General features: G+C 69.7%; 14 protein-coding genes. 5 read left to right on the top strand and 9 right to left on the bottom strand.

Annotated elements, in window-relative coordinates:
- Window positions 1–44: 44 nt before the first annotated feature.
- From AC1DP1_RS12220 to AC1DP1_RS12185, 8 genes are all read right to left on the bottom strand, one after another.
- Window positions 45–2570, bottom strand: a complete 2526-nt coding sequence (locus AC1DP1_RS12220; RefSeq protein ID WP_477507077.1) for a GcvT family protein — start codon at window positions 2568–2570, stop codon at window positions 45–47.
- Window positions 2571–2726: 156 nt separating this feature from the next.
- Complete coding sequence (locus AC1DP1_RS12215) at window positions 2727–4430, bottom strand: BCCT family transporter (protein WP_477507076.1); 1704 nt, start codon at window positions 4428–4430, stop codon at window positions 2727–2729.
- Window positions 4431–4548: 118 nt separating this feature from the next.
- The gene (locus tag AC1DP1_RS12210; protein ID WP_477507075.1) at window positions 4549–5538 is read right to left on the bottom strand and encodes an ABC transporter substrate-binding protein; all 990 of its coding nucleotides are present in this window, start codon (window positions 5536–5538) and stop codon (window positions 4549–4551) included.
- 60 nt (window positions 5539–5598) lie between these two features.
- Complete coding sequence (locus tag AC1DP1_RS12205) at window positions 5599–7677, bottom strand: ABC transporter permease (protein ID WP_477507074.1); 2079 nt, start codon at window positions 7675–7677, stop codon at window positions 5599–5601.
- Window positions 7674–8744, bottom strand: a complete 1071-nt coding sequence (locus AC1DP1_RS12200; protein WP_477507073.1) for a quaternary amine ABC transporter ATP-binding protein — start codon at window positions 8742–8744, stop codon at window positions 7674–7676. The genes AC1DP1_RS12205 and AC1DP1_RS12200 overlap by 4 nt, the downstream gene beginning before the upstream one ends.
- Window positions 8741–10465: a choline dehydrogenase gene (gene betA / locus AC1DP1_RS12195; RefSeq protein ID WP_477507072.1), complete on the bottom strand. Its 1725-nt coding sequence runs from the start codon at window positions 10463–10465 to the stop codon at window positions 8741–8743. Before betA ends, AC1DP1_RS12200 begins: the two co-directional genes overlap by 4 nt.
- An 11-nt stretch (window positions 10466–10476) precedes the next feature.
- Window positions 10477–11946 carry an aldehyde dehydrogenase family protein gene (locus AC1DP1_RS12190; RefSeq protein WP_477507071.1) on the bottom strand — a complete coding sequence of 490 codons (1470 nt, stop codon included), beginning with the start codon at window positions 11944–11946 and terminating at the stop codon, window positions 10477–10479.
- 120 nt (window positions 11947–12066) lie between these two features.
- Entirely contained in the window at window positions 12067–12849 is a 783-nt protein-coding gene (locus AC1DP1_RS12185; RefSeq protein ID WP_477507070.1) for an IclR family transcriptional regulator, read from the bottom strand.
- A 75-nt stretch (window positions 12850–12924) separates the two neighbouring features.
- Here AC1DP1_RS12185 and purU point away from each other — a divergent pair, with 75 nt between their 5' ends.
- Window positions 12925–13773 (top strand): formyltetrahydrofolate deformylase, encoded by an 849-nt coding sequence (gene purU / locus AC1DP1_RS12180; protein ID WP_457185768.1) that lies wholly within the window; start codon window positions 12925–12927, stop codon window positions 13771–13773.
- 29 nt (window positions 13774–13802) lie between these two features.
- Window positions 13803–15482, top strand: coding sequence for a formate--tetrahydrofolate ligase (locus tag AC1DP1_RS12175; RefSeq protein WP_477507069.1), 1680 nt, complete (start codon window positions 13803–13805; stop codon window positions 15480–15482).
- Window positions 15483–15601: 119 nt separating this feature from the next.
- Here AC1DP1_RS12175 and AC1DP1_RS12170 read toward each other — a convergent pair whose 3' ends face one another.
- Window positions 15602–17128, bottom strand: a complete 1527-nt coding sequence (locus AC1DP1_RS12170) for a trimethylamine methyltransferase family protein (RefSeq protein ID WP_477507068.1) — start codon at window positions 17126–17128, stop codon at window positions 15602–15604.
- 50 nt (window positions 17129–17178) lie between these two features.
- On the opposite strand from AC1DP1_RS12170, the gene AC1DP1_RS12165 reads away from it, so the two are divergent.
- From AC1DP1_RS12165 to AC1DP1_RS12155, 3 genes are read left to right on the top strand one after another with little or no spacing between them, the layout of a single operon-like run.
- Complete coding sequence (locus AC1DP1_RS12165; RefSeq protein WP_300049513.1) at window positions 17179–17976, top strand: IclR family transcriptional regulator; 798 nt, start codon at window positions 17179–17181, stop codon at window positions 17974–17976.
- Entirely contained in the window at window positions 17973–18638 is a 666-nt protein-coding gene (locus tag AC1DP1_RS12160; RefSeq protein ID WP_457185761.1) for a corrinoid protein, read from the top strand. Before AC1DP1_RS12165 ends, AC1DP1_RS12160 begins: the two co-directional genes overlap by 4 nt.
- Window positions 18635–19516, top strand: a complete 882-nt coding sequence (locus AC1DP1_RS12155) for a dihydropteroate synthase (protein WP_457185760.1) — start codon at window positions 18635–18637, stop codon at window positions 19514–19516. Before AC1DP1_RS12160 ends, AC1DP1_RS12155 begins: the two co-directional genes overlap by 4 nt.
- Window positions 19517–19590: the final 74 nt, after the last annotated feature.

Genomic DNA, 19590 nt, shown 5'->3' with positions numbered 1-19590 from the left:
GACGGAGGAGCGAAGCGGGGGAGACGAAGAACGTCGTGGGGTGATCAACGAATTCTCTCGTTGGTCGGGTCGAGGAGCGGGGTGGCGTCGACCGAGCCGACGGTGACCGGGTAGAGCTCCTCCATGTAGGAGACGGCGAGCTGGTTGCCGATGACGGCCTGGTCGGGCGGCAGGTAGGCGAGCAGCACGTGCTTGCCGAGCGACGGCGCGGACCCGGCGCTGGTGACGTAGGGGTGGTGCCCGTGGCCGTCGGTGAGCGTGCCGCCGTCGCGCGTCAGGATCGGCTCCCCGCCGAGCATGTAGCGCTGGGTGCCGGAGGCGGACGTGTGGTCGTCGACCGTGAGCGTGCACAGCACCGTGCTGGGAGCCGTCTCCCGCTGCGCGAGGTAGGCCTCCTTGCCCACGAAGTCGGCCGCCTTGACCTTGGGCCGCTGCATGCCGGCCTCGATGATGGTGCGCTCGCTGTCGAGCTCGGCGCCGTAGGCCCGGTAGCCCTTCTCGATGCGGCCCGTCGTGCCGTAGACGCCGATGCCGGCAGGCACCGCACCGTGGGGCGCGCCCGCCTCGAGCAGTGCCTCCCACAGCCCGGCGGCGTGCTCCATCGGGACGTAGAGCTCCCAGCCCAGCTCGCCGACGTAGGAGATGCGGGAGGCGAGGACGGACGTGCCGGCGAGCTCGATCTCCCGGCAGGAGAGGAAGCCGAACCCGGCGTCGGAGACGTCGTCGGAGGTCAGCGAGGAGACGATGTCACGTGCCCGCGGTCCCCAGATGCCGATGGTGGACACGTCGTCGGTGAGGTCGGTGAGCGTCGTGGAACCGGACTCGGGCAGGTGCCCCGAGAACCAGGCCCGGTCGGCCATGCCGTGTGCGCCGCCGGTGACGACCCGGTAGTGCTCGTCGCCCAGCCGCATCACCGTGAGGTCGGAGCGGAAGCCGCCCTTCGCGTCCAGGACGGGCGTGTAGACGACCTTGCCGACCGCGACGTCGCACTGGGCGACACAGGTCTTCTGCACCACGTCGAGCGCCTCTGGGCCCTTGATGTCGAAGATGCAGAACGCCGACAGGTCGATCACCGCGGCCGCCTCTCGCATGCGGAGGTGCTCGGCGTTGATGATCGGGCTCCACCAGCGGGAGTCCCACTCGTGCTCACGCGGCATCACCGCGTCGCCGTACGTCTCGAGCAGGGACGCGTTGGTCTCGTACCAGAACGGGCGCTCCCACCCGGCGGTCTCGAAGAAGACGGCGCCGAGCTTCGCCTGGGAGTCGTGCATCGGGGAGAGTCGCTGGTCGCGGTCGGACTCGTACTGCTCGCCCGGGTGGACGATGCCGTAGGTCTTGATGAACGACTCGGTGGTGCGCAGCCGGGTGTGCTCGCGGCGCTTCTGGTGCTCGTGGAAGCGCGCGATGTCGCTGTGGTGCAGGTCGATCTCGGAGTGGCCGTCGGTCATCCACTCGGCCACAGCGCGGCCGACACCCGGACCCTCCTTGATCCAGACCGCCGAAGCCGTCCAGAGCCCGGCGACCTCGCTCTCACCCAGGATCGGGTTGCCGTCGCAGGTCAGCGAGAGCAGGCCGTTGATGGCGTAGCGCATCTCCGCGCCCTCGGCGCCCAGCAGCTCGGGCATCAGCTCGTAGGCCTGCTCGAGCTGGGGGTCGAAGTCGTCGGAGGTGAAGGGCATCTCCGTCGGCGAGAGCTTGGCCTGCTCGATCGACGGGATGTCCTCGGGCTCGTGGAGGATCGCGCGGTGGGCGTAGGAGCCGACCTCCATGTCGGCGCCGTGCTGGCGCTCGTAGCAGAAGGTGTCCATGTCGCGGACGATCGGGAAGGAGATCTCCCCCTCCGTCTCCGCCAGCTGCGGGCAGGGCCCCACGCTGATCATCTGGTGCACCGCGGGCGTCAGCGGGATGCTGATGCCGGCCATGTCGCCGAGCTTCGGGCTCCACACGCCGGCCGCGATGACGACGACCTTCGCCTCGATGTCGCCGCCGGACGTCCGCACCCGGGTGATCCGGCGCCGGCCGTGGGGGCCTTCCTCGGTGTCGAGGCCGGTGACCTCCACGGTCGGTACGACGGTGAGCTCGCCCGTGGCAAGGGCCCGCTCGCGCATGATGGTGCCGGCGCGGAGCGAGTCGACCACGCCCACACCGGGCGTCCAGAACGCGCCGATGAACTGGTCCTCCTCGATGAAGGGCACCTTCTCCTTCACGAAGGCGGGGCTGACGAGCTCGGACTCGATCCCCCAGGCCTTGGCGCTCGACATGCGGCGCCGCAGCTCCTCCATGCGCTCCTCGGTGCGCGCGATCTCGAAGCCGCCGGACTGCGTGAAGACGCCCATCTCCTGGTACTGCGCGACCGAGTCGAGCGTCAGGTCGGTGATCTCGCGCGAGTGGTCGACGGTGAAGATGAAGTTGGACGCGTGGCCCGTCGACCCACCGGGGTTGGGCAGCGCGCCCTTGTCGATCTGCACGACGTCGGTCCACCCGAGCCGGGTGAGGTGGTGCACGAGGCTGTTGCCGACGATGCCGGCACCGATCACGACGACACCTGCGGTCGTGGGGACGTCTGCCATGACGGGTCTCCTGAGGGCCTTCTCCTGCAGCGGGTTGCGCATCACGCAACAGGTTGCGTCATACGCGATTGCACGAAATGTACGCCGCCGCCCCGGAGCACTGTCAAGGGTGCTCGGGACGGCGGCGGACGGCAGTCCGGGGCCAGAGGTCGGGCCTCAGGCCTTCGCGTCCTCCTCGGGAGTGCTGGTGACCTCCTCCGGGTCCGCGCCGAGCGCGGCCAGGGCGACCGAGTGGTTCTCCACCGAGTCGTACTTCTGGGCGTGCAGCACGGCCTTGCGCACCCGCGAGGGGAGCGTCGACTCGTAGGGCTCCTCGCGCAGCGCCTTCATCAGGGACACGCACATGGCGCAGATGACCAGCATGAACGGCCCGGCCACGATGATCACCAGTGTCTGCAGCGCCCCGAGCCCTCCGGAGAACAGCAGCACCCCGGCCACCGCTCCCTGGGCGACGCCCCAGAAGATGACCAGCCAGCGCATCGGGTGCTCCTCACCGTGCTGGCTCAGCATCCCCATGACGATCGAGGCCGAGTCGGCGCCGGTGATGAAGAAGATCGCGACGAGGAACACCGCCAGCACGACCGTGATGCTCGACAGCGGGTACTCCCGCAGCGTGGCGAAGAGGGCACTCTCGGTGCCCTCGTTCGCGAGCACGGCGCCCAGGTCCTTGGCGCCGGAGAGCTGCAGGTCGAACGCCGAGCCGGCCAGGATCGAGAACCAGACGAACGACACCACGCTCGGCACCAGGATCACGTAGACGACGAACTGCCGGATGGTGCGTCCCTTGGAGATGCGTGCGATGAACATCCCGACGAAGGGCGTCCAGGAGATCCACCAGGCCCAGTAGAAGATCGTCCAGGTGTCGAGGAACTCGCTACCACCGAAGGCCCCGGTGCGGAACGCCATCGTCGGCAGGTGCGTCAGGTAGCCGCCCAGCGACTCGGTGAAGGTGCTGAGGATGAAGACCGTCGGGCCGACGACGAAGAGGAAGAAGACCAGGAGCAGGGCCGCGATGGCGTTGGCGTTGGAGAGGAACTGCACGCCCTTCTCGATGCCGGTCACGGCGGAGAGCACGAAGCAGGTGGTCAGGACCGCGATCACCACCACGGTCAGCCACTTGGACTCACCGGTGGCGAACACGTCGTCGAGGCCGCCGGTGATCTGGAGGGCGCCCAGGCCCAGGGAGGTGGCGGAGCCGAAGAGCGTCGCGAAGATCGCGATGACGTCGATCGCCTTGCCCGTGCCCTCCGTCGCGCGGCGCCCGAGGAGGGGGCCGAACGCGCCCGAGACCAGGTTGCCGGTGCCCTTGCGGTAGGCGAAGTAGCCGATCGCGAGCCCGATCACGGCATACATGGCCCACGGGTGGAAGCCCCAGTGGAAGAAGGCGTACTCCATGGCGACCCGGGCGCTGTCGGGGGTCGACGGGTCGCCGCGGCCCGGCGGGATGCTCGAGGCGTCGGTCGCGGTGAGGTAGGTCAGCGGCTCGGCGACGCCCCAGAACATCAGGCCGATGCCCATGCCCGTCGCGAACATCATCGAGACCCAGGAGAACGTCGAGAACTCCGGCTCGGAGTCGTCGGGACCGAGCCGGATGTTGCCGTAGCGGCTCACCGCGAGGTAGGCGGAGAAGAGCAGGAACGACGCACTGACCAGGATGAACAGCCAGCCGAACGTGGTCTCCAGCCACCCGAGCAGCTCGCCGGTGGTCGTGCCCATCCCCTCGGAGTCGACGACCCCCCAGACGAGGAAGGCGATCGCGAGGGCCGCCGCGACGCCGAACGTCACCTTGTCGAGGGAGAGGTCGCGACCCTCCCCGTGCGGTGGGACCAGGGACTGATCGACCGGTTCCCGGAGAGCCATGTCGCCTACCCATCCGGTTGCGTCTTGCGCAACCTAGTGCGTGACCTGCAACGAACGTACGATGACCCTCCCCCAAGCGACTGTCAAGGGTCGCACGGAGGAGGGCCACCGAACAGCGTCAGCCGAGCCAGGCGTCCACCTTGTCCTGGTTCTCGTCGACCCACTTGGCGGCCGCGTCCTCGGGGGACATGCCGTCGGACGCGATGTAGCCGGCCACGACGTTCTGGTCCTCGTTGGTCCAGGTGAAGTTCTGCACCAGGTCGACGGCGGTGGAGTCGCCCTCGGACCACTCGGTGCTGACGATCTTCTTCAGCTCGGTCTCCGGGTAGTCGCAGGCGACCGTCTGCGGGTCGTCCTGGCAGCCGTCCTCGTACGGCGGGAGGGCGACGCGCTGCATCGCCACCTCGGCGTTGAAGTACTGCGGCTCGTACCAGTAGCCGATGACCCACTCCTTGTTCTCCTCGGCCTTGCGGAACGCCTCGATCGAGGCGGCTTCCGACCCGGAGAAGACGACCTTGAAGTCCAGGTCGAGGTTGCTCACGATCGCCTCGTCGAACTGCACGTAGGACGGGTCGGCGCCAAGGAACTGGCCCTGGCCGCCGGACTCCGACGTCGCGAACTCCTGGGCGTACTTGTTGAGGTTCTTGTAGTCGAGGATGTCCGGGTGCTCCTCGGCGAGCCACGGCGGGACGAACCATCCGATGATGCCGACGTTGCCCTGCGGGCCGAAGTCCGTCGCGGTCCCGTCGCCCTGCTCGGCGAAGAACTTCTTCTCAAGGTCGGGGTGACCCCAGTCCTCGATGACGACGTCGACCTCCCCCGTGCCGAAGCCCTGCCACGAGACGTCCTCCTTGAGCTCCTTGTACTCGACCGAGCAGCCGAGCTCCTGCTCGGCGACCGTGCCGACGACGTAGGCGCTGGCCTCGTAGCCGACCCACGGGTTCACGGCCATGCTGAGGTCACCGCACTCGCCACCACCCTCGGCGGCCTGCGACTCGTTGGCCTTGGTCTGCTCGTCGATCGAACCTCCGCCGCAGGCGGAGAGGGCGAGCGTGGCGACGGCGGCTACTGCCCCGAGTCGCGCAGCCCGGCTGCGGGCAGTTCTCATGGTGGTTCTCCTCATCTGGTGATGGATCGGCACATCGTTGGGGTCTCCGATTCGCGGGCGTCAGGTCTCGACGACCTTCCGGTCGCCGGGGAAGCCGATGGGCAGTCGCGTGTGGAACGCCCGCCGCGGCCCGGCCCCGTCGTCACGACGTACGTCGGCAGCAGCCCGGGTGATCCGGTCGAGCATCACACCGAGCAGCACGATGGTGATGCCCGCGGCCAGGCCCTTGCCCCACGCCTCGCTGCGCGAGAAGCCGTAGACGACGTCGTAGCCGAGCGCGCCGGCGCCGACGAGGCCGCCGATCACGGTCATGGACAGCACGTAGAGCAGGCCCTGGTTGGTGGCGAGGACGAGTGAGCCCTTGGCCATCGGCAGCTGGACCTTGCTGATCTCCTGCCACGTCGTCTGGCCGGTCGAGCGGCCCGCCTCGATGGTGGTCGGAGAGACCCCCTTGACGCCGTCGGCCACCAGCTTGATCGCGGCGGGTGCGGCGTACACGACGCCCGCGACGATCGCGGTGAAGCGGGACGGTCCGAAGAGGGCGAGCACCGGGATCAGGTAGACGAACGGCGGGATCGTCTGCCCTGCGTCGAGCAGGGGTCTGATGCCGAGGTCGACCTTGCGGTCGCGGGCCATCCAGACCCCGAAGACCAGGGCCAGGATCATCACCAGCACGGTGGCGACCAGCGTCATGGTGAGGGTGATCATGGCGTCGTGCCACAGGTCGAAGAACCAGATGCCGGTCAGGCACACGAGGGCGGACACGAACGCCCGGGCACCGCCGAAGACCAACGCGAGCGCGGCGATCCCGACGAAGGAGACGTACCACGGCGACTCCGCCAGGAGTGACTGCATCGGGTTGAGCAGCCACTCGGTCACGTAGTCCTTGAACGCGCCGGTGACCCCGCCGAAGGTGCTGGTGACCCAGTCCATGACGTCGTTGACGACGGTGGCCAGCTTGTCGCCGATCGTGTAGACGGGGAACTCGGCGAGCCCGATGTAGGTGCGCGAGAGGTAGACGGCGACGAGGGTGCCGACGCCGCCAGCAGCGAGGAGGATGCGCCGCTGCCGGACGTTGCCGCCGCCGCCGCGGGCCACCTTCTCGGACCGCTCGCTGGCCGCCGTCGTCGTCCGGTCGAGCATGACGGCCATGACCACGATCAGGACGCCCGGGACGAACGCAGCCCCGACGTCGTTGATCCGCAGGCCGGCCAGGACGGGCTTGCCGAGACCCGGGCCGTTGACGAAGGCCGCCAGGGTGGCCATCGACAGCGCCGCCAGCGTGGTCTGGTTGAGGCCCACGATGATGGTCTTGCGGGCCATCGGCAGCTGCACCTTGAACAACCGCTGCCAGTAGGTCTGGCCAGCCGAGTCGGTGGCCTCGATCGTGGTCGTCGGGACCTCCCGGATCCCGAAGCCGGCAATCCGGACGAGCGGCGGGAGGGCGTAGATCATCGTGCTCACGACGGCCGCGCTCACCCCGATGCCGAAGAACAGCACGACCGGCAGGAGGTAGACGAACGTCGGCATCGTCTGCATCAGGTCGAGGATCACGGTGATCACCTTGTTGGCCCGCGCGCTGGTGCCGACCAGGACCGCCAGCGGCATCCCGAGGAGGATCACGATCGCCACCGAGATGCCGGTGACGATGAGGAGGTCGAGCGAGTCCTGCCAGAAGCCGAGGACGCCGAAGGAGAGGAACGAGAGGCAGACCAGGATCGCGATACGCCAGTTGGCGATCACGAGGCCGACGTACGTCGCGATCGCCACGACGCCCAGCCAGCCGATCTCGGGCACGGGGCGGGGCGGGTTCGGCACGACGACCATCCGCTGCACCCACTCGAAGACACTGCGCAACAGGTCGGAGATCGAGTTGGTGAACTGCATGATCGGGTTGGTGTCGCGACTCGCGAGGAGGTCGTTGTTGAACTCGGTGAGCCGGTCGTGCAGGTCGGTGCGCGCGACGCCGGGCAGGGCCAGGGTGTCGGTGCCCTCGGTGAGGAAGTAGACGACGATCCAGACGGCGACGATCACGACGGCCGGGATCCAGCGGCTGACCGACGCGCGCTCCGGGGGCGGCGGCTCGGCCCCGGGCTCGACGGGCTTGCGGGCGGCGGGAGCCGGGGCGGTGGCGGTCACGACTCCTCCTCGGCGACGACCACGCGCATGATGTCCTCCTCGTCGACGACGCCCACCATCTGGTCGCCGTCCATCACGCGGATCGGGTGCTCCGACGCGATGGCGGCCCGGGCGGCCTGCCGGACGATGGTGGTGATCGGCAGCGCAGGGCCCTCGAGGGACTCACCTGGCCGCGGCTCGCGCATCACCCACTTCAGGGTCAGCACGTGCGACTTGGGCACCTCGGAGACGAAGTCCTTGACGTAGTCGTCGGCCGGCCGCGCGACGACCTCGTCGGGCGAGCCGATCTGGACGATGGCGCCGTCGCGCATGATGAGGATCCGGTCACCGAGCTTGAGCGCCTCGGCGAGGTCGTGGGTGATGAACACCATCGTCTTGCCGAGCTCGCGGTGCAGGCGGATGACCTCGTTCTGCATGTCGCGCCGGATGAGCGGGTCGAGCGCGGAGAACGGCTCGTCGAAGAGCAGCATCTCCGGGTCGCCCGCCAGGGCCCGGGCCAGGCCGACCCGCTGCTGCATGCCGCCGGAGAGCTGGTCGGGATAGGACTTCTCGTAGCCGGTCAGGCCGACGAGGTCGACGATCTCGCCGGCCTTCGCGCGGCGGTCCTTCTTGGCGACGCCGCGCACCTCGAGGCCGTAGGCGACGTTGTCGATCACCTGGCGGTGGGGCAGCAGGCCGAAGTGCTGGAAGACCATCGACACCTGGTTGCGGCGGACGTCGCGCAGCTGACCAGGAGAGGCGGACGTGACGTCCATGCCGTTGAGCGACACCGAGCCGCTCGTCGGCTCGATGAGTCGCGTCAGCAGGCGCACCAGCGTCGACTTGCCGGACCCGGAGAGGCCCATGACCACGAACACCTCGCCCGGGGCGACGTCGAAGGACACGTCCTTGACCCCGACGACGCATCCCGTCTTGGCCTTGAGGTCGGCGCGCGACAGGTCGGCGTCAGCCGTGCCGATGATGGAGTCCGCGCCCTTGCCGAAGATCTTCCAGAGGTTGCGCACCGAGAGCGCCGACTCGTCGCTGGCCGCGCTGGTTCCGGTCGCCCGGTCGGTCGTGGTGCTCATGGCTGCTCCTGGTCGTTGCGGGGATCGCCGGGCGGGTACAGCGGCACGCCGTCACGGTGGCGGTAGTACGGGACGTCGGCGGGCGGCAGCGGCGTGTTGCCCGCGATCAGGTCGGCCGCCTTCTCGGCGACCATCATCACGGGGGCGTAGATGTTGCCGTTGGTGACGAAGGGGAAGACGCTGGCGTCGACGACCCTCAGGCCCTCGGTGCCGTGCACGCGCATGCTGGTGGGGTCGGTGACCGACATGTCGTCGGTGCCCATCTTCGCGGTGCACGAGGGGTGGAGCGCGGTCTCGGCGTCCTTGCGCACCCAGTCGAGGATCTCCTCGTCGGTCCCCACCACCGGCCCGGGCGAGAGCTCGCCGCCGTTGAACGGCGCGAAGGCGGGCTGGTTGAGGATGTCGCGCGCCACCCTCACCGCCTCGACCCACTCGCGCCGGTCGTTGTCGGTGGACAGGTAGTTGAAGAGCATCTTCGGCTTCTGCCGCGGGTCCGTGGRGGAGATGCGCACCCACCCGCGGGTGTCGGCGTACATCGGGCCGATGTGGACCTGGTAGCCGTGGGCGTACTTGTCCTGCCCGGCCGGCGCCGAGCCGTCGTAGCGGATCGCGATGGGCAGGAAGTGGAACATCAGGTTGGGCCAGTCGACATCCTCGTTGGACCGGCAGAAGCCGCCACCCTCGAAGTGGTTGGACGCGGCCGTCCCGGTCCGCTTGAACAGCCACTCGAGCCCGACGAGCGGGCGGTTGCGCCACTTGAGGCCCTCCACGATGGAGACGGGCATCAGCGAGGAGTACTGGATGTAGACCTCGAGGTGGTCCTGCAGGTTCTCCCCCACGCCGGGAAGGTCGTGGACCATCTCCACCCCGAGCGGGCGGAGGTGCTCGGGGTTGCCGACGCCCGACAGCTGCAGCAGCTGCGGGGAGTTGATCGCGCCGCCACAGAGGATGACCTCGCCCGCCCGGACCTGCTCGTGCCGTCGGCCGGCGCGGAGGTAGTCGACGCCGACGGCCCGGCGGCCCTCGAAGCGGATCCGCGTGGCGTGGGCGAACGTCTCGACGGTGAGGTTCTTGCGCTTCATCACCGGGTGCAGGTAGGCGCGGGCCGCGGACATCCGCACGCCCTTGACGATGTTGCGGTCGAAGCGCCCGAAGCCCTCCTGGCGGTAGCCGTTGACGTCGTCGGTCAAGGGGTAGCCGGCCTGCTGGGCCGCCTCGAAGAACGCACTGAAGAGCGGGTTGGTGGCCGGGCTCCGCTCCAGCTTCAGCGGCCCCGACCCGCCGCGCCACGCGTCGGCCCCGACCTGCCCGTCGGGCAGGACGAGCGACTCCATCCGCTTGAAGTAGGGCAGGCAGTGCCGGTAGTCCCAGGACTCCATGCCGGGCTCGCGGGCCCATCGTTCGTAGTCCATCGGGTTGCCGCGCTGGAAGATCATCCCGTTGATCGAGGACGACCCGCCGAGCACCTTGCCGCGGGCGTGGTAGATCCGGCGACCGTCCATCGCCGGCTCCGGCTCGCTCTCGTACTTCCAGTCGTAGAGCGGGTTGCCGATCGGGAACGGCAGGGCCGCCGGGGCGTGGATCAGCGGGTCGAACCGGTCGGTGCGTCCCGCCTCCAGCACCAGCACCGAGGTGGAGGGATCGGCGGAGAGCCGGTTGGCGAGCGCGCACCCGGCCGAGCCACCTCCCACGATGACGACGTCGTACCGGTCCGCTCCCATGGTCGTCGCCCCTATCCGCCGAACCAGCGCTGCGGCACGGGGCGGATGTTGTGCCACACGTGCTTGGTCTCGCGGTACTCGTCGAGGCCGGCCTGCCCGAGCTCGCGCCCGGTGCCGGACTGCTTGTAGCCGCCCCACTCGGCCTGGGGGACGTACGGGTGGTAGTCGTTGATCCACACCGTCCCCATGCGCAGCCGCCCGGCCACGCGCTGCGCCCGGCCGGCGTCCTGGGTCCAGACGGCCCCGGCCAGGCCGTAGATCGAGTCGTTGGCGATGCGCACCGCCTCGTCCTCGTCGCGGAACGTCTCCACGGTCAGCACCGGGCCGAAGGACTCGTCCTGGGTGACCGCCATGCCGGTCGTGCAGGCGTCGAGGATCGTCGGGAGGTAGTAGAAGCCGTCACTCAGGGCGGGGTCGTCGGGGCGCGCTCCCCCGAGCCGCAGCACCGCTCCCTCGGCGAGCCCGCGGGCGACGTACGCCTCCACCTTGTCGCGGTGGGCGGCACTGGTCAGCGGGCCGGTCTCGGCCTTGTCGTCGAAGGGGCCGCCCAAACGGATCGCGCCCGCCCGCTCGACGAGGGTGTCGACGAAGGAGTCGTGGATCGACTCCTCGACCAGCAGCCGGGCGCCCGCGGAGCACACCTGGCCGGAGTGCAGGAAGACCGCGGTCAGCGCGAAGTCGAGGGCGACCTCGAGGTCGGCGTCCGCGAAGACGATGTTGGGGTTCTTGCCGCCCAGCTCCAGGGCCACCTTCTTCACCGTCGCCGCGGCGGTCGCCATGATCGCCCGGCCCGTCTCCAGCCCGCCGGTGAACGAGACCAGGTCGACGCGCGGGTCCGAGGAGAGCGAGGCGCCCGCGCTCGCGCCGGCCCCCAGCACGAGGTTGCCGACGCCCGCGGGCAGGCCGGCCTCCTCCAGGAGGCGCATCAGGTGGATCGCGGAGTGCGGCGTCAGCTCGCTGGGCTTGAGGACGAAGGTGTTGCCCGCCGCGAGGCAGGGCGCGACCTTCCACGAGACCTGGAGGAGCGGGTAGTTCCACGGCGTGATGAGTCCGCACACGCCGATCGGCTCGTGGACGATGCGGCTGACCACGTCGGGGTTCCCGGTGTCGACGACGCGGCCGGCGTCCTCGGCAGCCACCCGCCCGTAGTGGCGGAAGACCGAGACGACGTCGGCGACGTCGTACTGGCTCTCGACGAAGCGCTTGCCGGTGTCGAGCGACTCCATGCGGGCCACGTCGTCGGCGTCGCGCTCGAGGAGGTCGGCCAGGCGCAGGAGCAGGTCGCCGCGATCACGACCGGACGTGGTCGGCCAGTCGCCGTCGTGGAACGCCTGGTGCGCCGCGGCGATCGCGGCGTCGGTGTCCTCCGCCCCGGCCTCGTCGACCTCGGCCACCAGCGAGCCGTCCGCGGGGCACCGGATCTCGCGTCGACCACCCGCGACAGCGCTCGTCCACGCTCCGTCGACGTACAGCTCTGGCATCACACCACCTCGGGCAATTGTTGCGTATGTCGCAACCGGGTGCTCCGAGCGCAACCAGCCACGTTCGCAGGATCCTGCGACGACCCGTGGTCGTCAAGGGCCAAGCGGTTCACGTGCCGACTATCGATGACCCCAGCCGAGCCGGTGCGACACCTCACCGGCGGCTTCCTCGAGCAGGGTGATGACCTCGTCGATCCGGTCCGGACCGAGGCGGAACGACGGTCCCGACACGCTCATCGACGCCACCACGTCCCCGTGGGCGTTGCGGACCGGGGCCGCCACGGCCGTCAGCCCGACCTCGAGCTCGTCGATCGCGACGGCGTAGCCCTGATCGCGCACCCGGGCGAGCTCGTCGCGCAGCTGCGGGAGCCCGGTGATCGTCTGGGCGGTGTACGTCGTCAGCGCGCCGAGCGCCTGCTCGAGCTCCGCCTCGTCGAGGCCGCTCAGGAGGACCTTGCCGTTGCTGGTCGCGTGCAACGGGATGTGCTGGCCGACCCAGTTGTGGGGCTGCAGGGCCGAGGTGCCGGCCACCTGGTCGAGGTAGAGCGCGGACCCGTCGGCGAGCACCGCGACGTTGACCGTCTCGCCGGTGTCGGCGGCGAGCTGACGGCAGATCGGACGCGCCTCCTGCACGAGGTCGAGCCGCGCCGTGGTGGCGCCGGCCAGGCGGAGGATGCCGACACCGAGCCGGTAGCGCCCGCGGTCACCCGTCTGCTCGACCAGGCGGTGCGACTCGAGGGTCGCCATCAAGCGGAACGCCGTGCTCTTGTGGACGCCGAGCTGGCTCGCGATCTCGGTGACCCCGGCCTCACCGGTGCGCGCCAGCACCTCCAGGATGCTCAGCGCACGGTCGACGGACTGGACGCCGCCGCCTCCGGAGCCCGTCTCGTCGCTGTTGCGCATGACGCGACACTAGCGCAGCAGCTGTTGCGTATCGCAAACTCTGTTTCGTCAAGCGCAACATTGATCGGAGGCGGCGTGAGCGACTTCGTCCTGACCCTGTCCTGCCCCGACCGTCCGGGGATCGTCCACGCCGTCAGCGGCTACCTCGTCGAGCACGGCGCCAACATCGTCGAGAGCCAGCAGTTCGGCGACCGGCTGACCAGCCGCTTCTTCATGCGGATCTCCTTCACCACCGCCACCCCGACCGACCCCGCTCCCCTGCGCGAGGCGTTCGCCGACACCGCCCAGAGGTTCGGCATGCACTTCGAGCTGTGGGCGGCGGACGCGCCATACCGGACGCTCATCATGGTGTCGAAACACCTGCACTGCCTCAACGACCTGCTCTTCCGCGCCAGCACGGGGGCGGTGCAGATCGAGATCCCGGCCGTCGTCTCCAACCACCCCGACGCCGGTCCGCTCGTCCGGTCGTACGGCATCGACTTCCACCACGTCCCCGTGACGTCGGCGACCAAGTCCGACGCCGAGGACCAGCTCATGGAGATCGTGGACTCCACGGGAAGCGACCTCGTCGTGCTGGCCCGCTACATGCAGGTGCTGTCCGACGACTTGTGCCGACGGCTGTCCGGACGCGCGATCAACATCCACCACTCGTTCCTGCCGAGCTTCAAGGGCGCCCGGCCCTACCACCAGGCCTTCGACCGCGGGGTCAAGCTGGTGGGCGCGACGGCGCACTACGTCACCGCCGACCTCGACGAGGGACCGATCATCGAGCAGGACGTCCTGCGCGTGGACCACGGCTACGACCAGGACCAGCTCGTCGCGGCAGGACGCGACGTGGAGGCACAGGTCCTGTCCCGCGCCGTGCGCTGGCACGCGCAGTCACGTGTCCTGCTCAACGGCGATCGCACCGTCGTCTTCCGCTGACCCCGTTGGCAACCACCCGAAGGAGCACCATGCAGTCCGACATCGAGATCGCCAACGCCGCCGTCCTGCGGCCCATCCGCGAGATCGCGGACGAGACGCTCGGGATCGGCGAGGACCACCTCGTGCCCTACGGCCACTACAAGGCGAAGGTCGACATCGGCTACCTCACCTCCCTGGCCGACCGCCCCCTCGGCAAGCTGGTCCTCGTCACCGCGCTGTCCCCGACCCCGCCGGGCGAGGGCAAGACGACCACCACCGTCGGGCTCACCGACGCGCTCCACGGCCTGGGCCACCGGACGGTCGCCTGCCTGCGCGAGCCGTCCATGGGGCCCGTCTTCGGCATGAAGGGCGGTGCGGCCGGCGGCGGCTGGAGCCAGGTCGTGCCGATGACCGACATCAACCTGCACTTCACCGGCGACTTCGCCGCGATCGCCGCGGCCAACAACTTGCTCGCGGCCCTCATCGACAACCACGTCCACCACGGCAACGAGCTCGACATCGACGTCCGCAGCGTGACGTGGAAGCGCGTGCTCGACACCAACGACCGCGCCCTGCGCGAGGTCGTCGTGGCGATGGGTGGCCACGCCAACGGCTTCCCCCGCGAGGACGGCTTCGACATCGTGGTGGCCTCCGAGCTGATGGCGATCTTCTGCCTGACCGAGTCCTGGGCCGACCTCAAGAGCCGCATCGGTGACATCGTCATCGGCTACGACCGCTCGACGAAGCCCGTCACCGCGCGCGACCTGGGTGCGCACGGCGCGATGGCAGCCCTGCTCCGCGACGCGCTGGCACCCAACCTCGTGCAGACGCTCGAGGGGGCCCCTGCTTTCGTGCACGGCGGCCCGTTCGCCAACATCGCCCACGGCTGCAGCTCGGTGATGGCGACCCGCGCGGGACTACGGCTGGCCGACATCGTCGTGACCGAGGCCGGCTTCGGCGCCGACCTGGGGGCGGAGAAGTTCGTCGACATCAAGTGCCGCAAGTCCGGCCTGCGGCCCGACGTGGCCGTCGTGGTCGCGACGGTGCGCGCCCTGAAGTACCACGGCGGCGTGCCGCTCGCGGACCTCGGCACCGAGGACGTCGCCGCGGTCGAGGCCGGCATGGTCAACCTGCGCCGCCACCTCGCCAACATCCGCGACGTCTACGGCATCCCCGCCGTCGTCGCGGTCAACCGCTTCCCCACCGACACCGACCGGGAGGTGGCCAGGGTGGTCGAGCTCGTGGCCGAGGAGGGCGTCCGCGCCTTCCCCGCGACGCACTTCGTCGACGGCGGCAACGGCGCGAAGGACCTCGCCGAGGGCGTGCTCGCCTCGCTCGCGCAGCCGTCGCCGTACGAGTTCTCCTTCACCTACGACGACGACCTCTCGCTGACGGCCAAGGTGGAGGCGATCGCCACCCGGCTCTACGGCGCCGGGCAGGTCACGTGGGACGCCAAGGCCCGCCGCCGGCTGCTGCGCATCGAGCGCGACGGCTACGCCGGGCTCCCGGTCTGCGTCGCCAAGACCCAGTACTCCTTCTCGACCGACCCCACGTCATTGGGTGCGCCGTCGGGTCACGAGCTGCACGTGCGCGAGGTACGCCTCTCCGCCGGCGCCGGGTTCGTCGTCGTGGTCTGCGGCGACATGATGACCATGCCTGGCCTGCCCCGGGACCCCTCGGCCGCGCGCATCGACCTCGCCGACGACGGGACGATCCTCGGCCTCAGCTGACCCCGCTGGTCATCGCCCCGCAGCCGCGGCGCGTCGGACGACCAGAAGTGGCTGTCGTCCGCCTACCCACGTGTACGCCCCGCGTGCGCGTCCGACTTATGGTCGTCCGACCGCGGCGGTCAGTCGCCGAGCTCGGCGCGCCGGCGGATGACGTAGTCCTCGAGCTCCTCGCGGATCGCGTCGTCGAGCGCGGGCTGCTCGTAGTCCTCGAGCGTCTTCTGGTACGTGACCTGGGCCCGGTGGTTGGCGTCGTGACCGCCGTTGCGCATCCACCGCTCGTAGTTCTCCGACGACGAGAGCAGCGGCCGGTAGAAGCAGGTGCGGAAGCGCTCCATCGTGTGCATCGCGCCGAGGAAGTGGCCACCGTGGCCGACCTCCTGGTGTGCGTCGAAGGCCATCGAGGCCTCGTCGATCTCGAGCGGGGTGAACTCGTGGCGCAGCATCTGGAGCAGCTCGATGTCGACGATGAACTTCTCGTAGCCCGCCACCAGGCCGCCCTCGAGCCAGCCGGCGGAGTGCATCACCCAGTTGGCGCCGGCGAGGAAGGTCGGCATCAGGGTCATCAGCGCCTCGTAGCCGGCCTGCGCGTCGGCCACCTGCGAGGAGGTCAGGCCGCCGCCGGTGCGGAACGGCAGCCCGAAGTGCCGCGCGATCTGACCGGTGCAGAGCAGCCCGAGCCCGGACTCCGGAGTGCCGAAGGTCGGCGAACCCGACTGCATGTCGATGTTGGACAGGAACGACCCGAAGATCACCGGGGTCCCGGGACGGATCAGCTGCGAAAGCGCGATCCCCGACAGGGCCTCGACGATCTGCTGCACCAGGGCCGCCGGGATGGTCACCGGCGACATCGCGCCCATCAGGATGAAGGGGGTCAGCACGACGGGCTGGCCGGCACCGGAGTACTCGAACTGCGCCTCGAGCATCCGGTCGTCCCAGCGCAGGGGCGAGTTGCAGTTGATCAGCGAGATCGTCGCCGGGGTCTCCTCGATCGCCTCGCGGGACCCGAAGAGGATCGAGCTCATCGCGATGGTGTCCGCGGCGTTGACCCCCGAGACCACGTTGCCCATGTAGATCTTGTCGGTCAGCGTCTGGAGCGCGTAGGTCATGTCGAGGTGCCGACTGTCGAGCGGAGTGTCGTTGGGTTCGCAGATGACGCCGCCGGCCGAGTCGAGCACCGCGAACGACTGGGCGAGCTTGGTGAAGTTCCGGAAGTCGTCCATCGTCGCGTCGCGTCGTACGTCGCCCTGGCGCACGAACGGCGGACCGTAGACCGCGCCGAACGCCATCGAGTCGCCGCCGATGTGGATGTCGTTGTCGTGGTTGCGGGCCTGCACGTCGAACTCGCGCGGCGCCTTGGCGACCTGCTCGAGGACGAAGTCGGGATCGAGGAAGACCGTGTTGTCCTCGACCCGCTGGCCGGCCTTGCGGAACAGCTCGAGCGCGCGGTCGTCCATGAACTCGACGCCGATCTCGGTCATCAGCCGCCGCCACCCCTTGTCGAGGGTGGCCATCGCCTCCTGGGACAGAACTTCGTAGCGCGGCATCGCGTTGCGGAACACGGGACCTCCTGGGTCGCTCGCGGCTCGACTCCGCTGACCCCTTGACCTCGGCTCGCGGCGGCTTCTAGCCTCATGATGTGGAACCACGGTTCCACATCATGGAACGCCTGTGAACCCCTCGACCGAAGGAGCCGTCCGTGAGCGAGTCCGCCACCGGGACGCGAGCACTGGACCGCGCCGCCGACCTCGTCGCGACGGTCGTCCACGCCGACGAGCCGATGTCCTTCGCCGAGCTCCAGGACGCGAGCGGGCTGGCGAAGTCGACGACCTCGCGGCTGCTCGCCGCCCTCGAGCGGTCGGGGCTGCTGGAGCGCGTCGGCTCCGGGTCCTACGTCGCCGGCCGGCTGTTCTGGCTCTACGCCGCACGGCACGATCCGTGGGACGAGCTGGTCCGGCTGGCCCGCCCGGTCATGGAGCGCATCGGCTCCGACACCGGGGAGACGGTCCACCTCAGCGTCGCCCGTGGCGACCGGGTGGTCCAGGTCGCCCAGATCGACTCGACCTACCTCCTCGGCACCCGCGACTGGACCGAGATCGACGTCCCCGCCCACTGCTCCGCGCTCGGCAAGGTGCTCCTCGCCTGGGGCGCGCTCGACCTCCCCGAGGGCGAGCTGGAGCAGCTCACCCCGGCGACGCTGCCGGACGCCGACGCCGTACGCCGTGACGGCCGGCGCGCCCGCGACCGGGGCTGGACCGTCACCGAGGACGAGCTGGAGATCGGGCTCACCGGCATCGCCGTCCCGGTCTTCGGCCTCCGCGGCGACGTCGTCGCCTCGCTCGGGATCTCGGGCCCCACGGCCCGGTTGGCCGAGCGGCTCGACGAGCTCGGACGCCACCTGCTCGACCAGTCCACCGCGCTGTCCACGCTGCTTCGCGGTCCCGCCCACACCGACCCCGCACACCGAGCTGCCCGCACCCAGGAGGTGGTCGCATGACCCCCGAGGACATCCTTCAGGCCCTCTACGACGAGACCCTCGTGGGCAACGCCCCGCGTGTGCTCGAGCTGACCAACGAGGGCCTCGGCCTCGACATGGAGCCGCAGACGCTGCTCTTCGACGCCCTGATCCCCTCGCTGGAGGAGGTCGGTGCGCGGTTCGAGCGCGGTGACTTCTTCGTGCCGGAGATGCTCATCGCCGGGCGCGCCATGGCCGGCGCGATGGAGCGGCTCCGGCCGTTGCTGGCCGAGACGGGCGTGGCGACCGTCGGCAAGTTCCTGATGGGGACGGTGAAGGGGGACGTCCACGACATCGGCAAGAACCTCGTCAACATCATGCTGGAGGGCGCCGGCTTCGAGGTGATCGACCTCGGCGTGCAGGTGGCCCCGGAGAAGTTCGTGGCGGCGATCGAGGAGCACCAGCCCGACATCGTCGGCTTCTCGGCGTTCCTCACCACCACCATGCCGATGTTCAAGGCCAACATGAACGCCCTCGAGAAGGCCGGCATCCGCAACGAGGTGATCGTGATGGTCGGCGGCGCACCCGTCACCCAGGAGTACGCCGACGCGGTCGGGGCCGACGGCTACGCCGCCGACGCCTCCCAGACCGTCAAGCGCGCCAAGAGCCTGATCGAGGCCAAGCGCACCAAGGTGCCAGCGTGAGCCCCGCCGAGCCGCTGCGCACGGTCCTGCGCTCGGCCACCCGCGAGGTGGTCATCGGGCACGACACGCGCTTCACCCTCATCGGCGAGCGGATCAACCCCACCGGGCGCCGCATCTTCCAGCAGCAGCTCCGCGACGGCGACCTCTCGGCGATCGAGCGCGACGTCAAGGCGCAGGTCGAGGGCGGCGCCGACGTGCTCGACATCAACATGGGCGTCCCGCTCACCGACGAGCCCGAGCTGCTGGCCAAGGCGATCCAGATGGTCCAGGAGCTGACCGACCTCCCGATCTGCATCGACTCCTCGGTCGTCGAGGCGCTCGAGGCCGGCCTCTCGGTCTACCAGGGCCGTGCGCTGGTCAACTCGATCACCGCCGAGGACGACCGCATGGCGGCGATCCTGCCGCTGGTCAAGAAGTACGACGCGGCGATCATCGCCCTGCCCAACGACCACGACGAGATCCCGATGGAGGCCGACAAGCGCGTCGAGCTCACCGGCAAGATCGTCCGCGTCGCCACGCAGGAGTACGGCATCGCGCAGGCCGACATCGTCATCGACCCCCTGGCCATGCCCATCGGGGCCGACACCAGCACGAGCCTGGTGACCTTCGAGGTGATGCGACGCATCCGCGACGACTTCGGCGTCAACATGACCTGCGGCGCCTCCAACGTCTCCTTCGGGATGCCGGGCCGGCACACCCTCAACGGCACGTGGCTCCCCATGGCGATGACCTCGGGGCTGACGAGCGCGATCATGGACGCCCGCACGCCCCACGTCGTCGAGGCGGTCAAGGCGGCCGACGTGTTCCTCGGCCACGACGACTGGGGCATGGCGTGGATCACCGCGCACCGGGCGAAGCAGGAGGCCGAGCGAGCGTGAAGACACCCCACGACGTTCTCCTCCGCCGCTGCGCTCCCCCGGACAACGCCGCGGGGACCCCGTGACTCCAGCCC

The organism is Nocardioides sp. P4_G10 (assembly GCF_056401175.1).
This window is presented reverse-complemented; position numbering and strand designations above follow the sequence as displayed.

Coding starts and splice junctions, on each gene's coding strand:
- AC1DP1_RS12220 (WP_477507077.1), bottom strand. CDS start 2,570: ATGGCAGACGTCCCCACGACCGCAGGTGTCGTCGTGATCGGTGCCGGC.
- AC1DP1_RS12215 (WP_477507076.1), bottom strand. CDS start 4,430: ATGGCTCTCCGGGAACCGGTCGATCAGTCCCTGGTCCCACCGCACGGG.
- AC1DP1_RS12210 (WP_477507075.1), bottom strand. CDS start 5,538: ATGAGAACTGCCCGCAGCCGGGCTGCGCGACTCGGGGCAGTAGCCGCC.
- AC1DP1_RS12200 (WP_477507073.1), bottom strand. CDS start 8,744: ATGAGCACCACGACCGACCGGGCGACCGGAACCAGCGCGGCCAGCGAC.
- AC1DP1_RS12190 (WP_477507071.1), bottom strand. CDS start 11,946: ATGCCAGAGCTGTACGTCGACGGAGCGTGGACGAGCGCTGTCGCGGGT.
- AC1DP1_RS12185 (WP_477507070.1), bottom strand. CDS start 12,849: ATGCGCAACAGCGACGAGACGGGCTCCGGAGGCGGCGGCGTCCAGTCC.
- AC1DP1_RS12175 (WP_477507069.1), top strand. CDS start 13,803: ATGCAGTCCGACATCGAGATCGCCAACGCCGCCGTCCTGCGGCCCATC.
- AC1DP1_RS12160 (WP_457185761.1), top strand. CDS start 17,973: ATGACCCCCGAGGACATCCTTCAGGCCCTCTACGACGAGACCCTCGTG.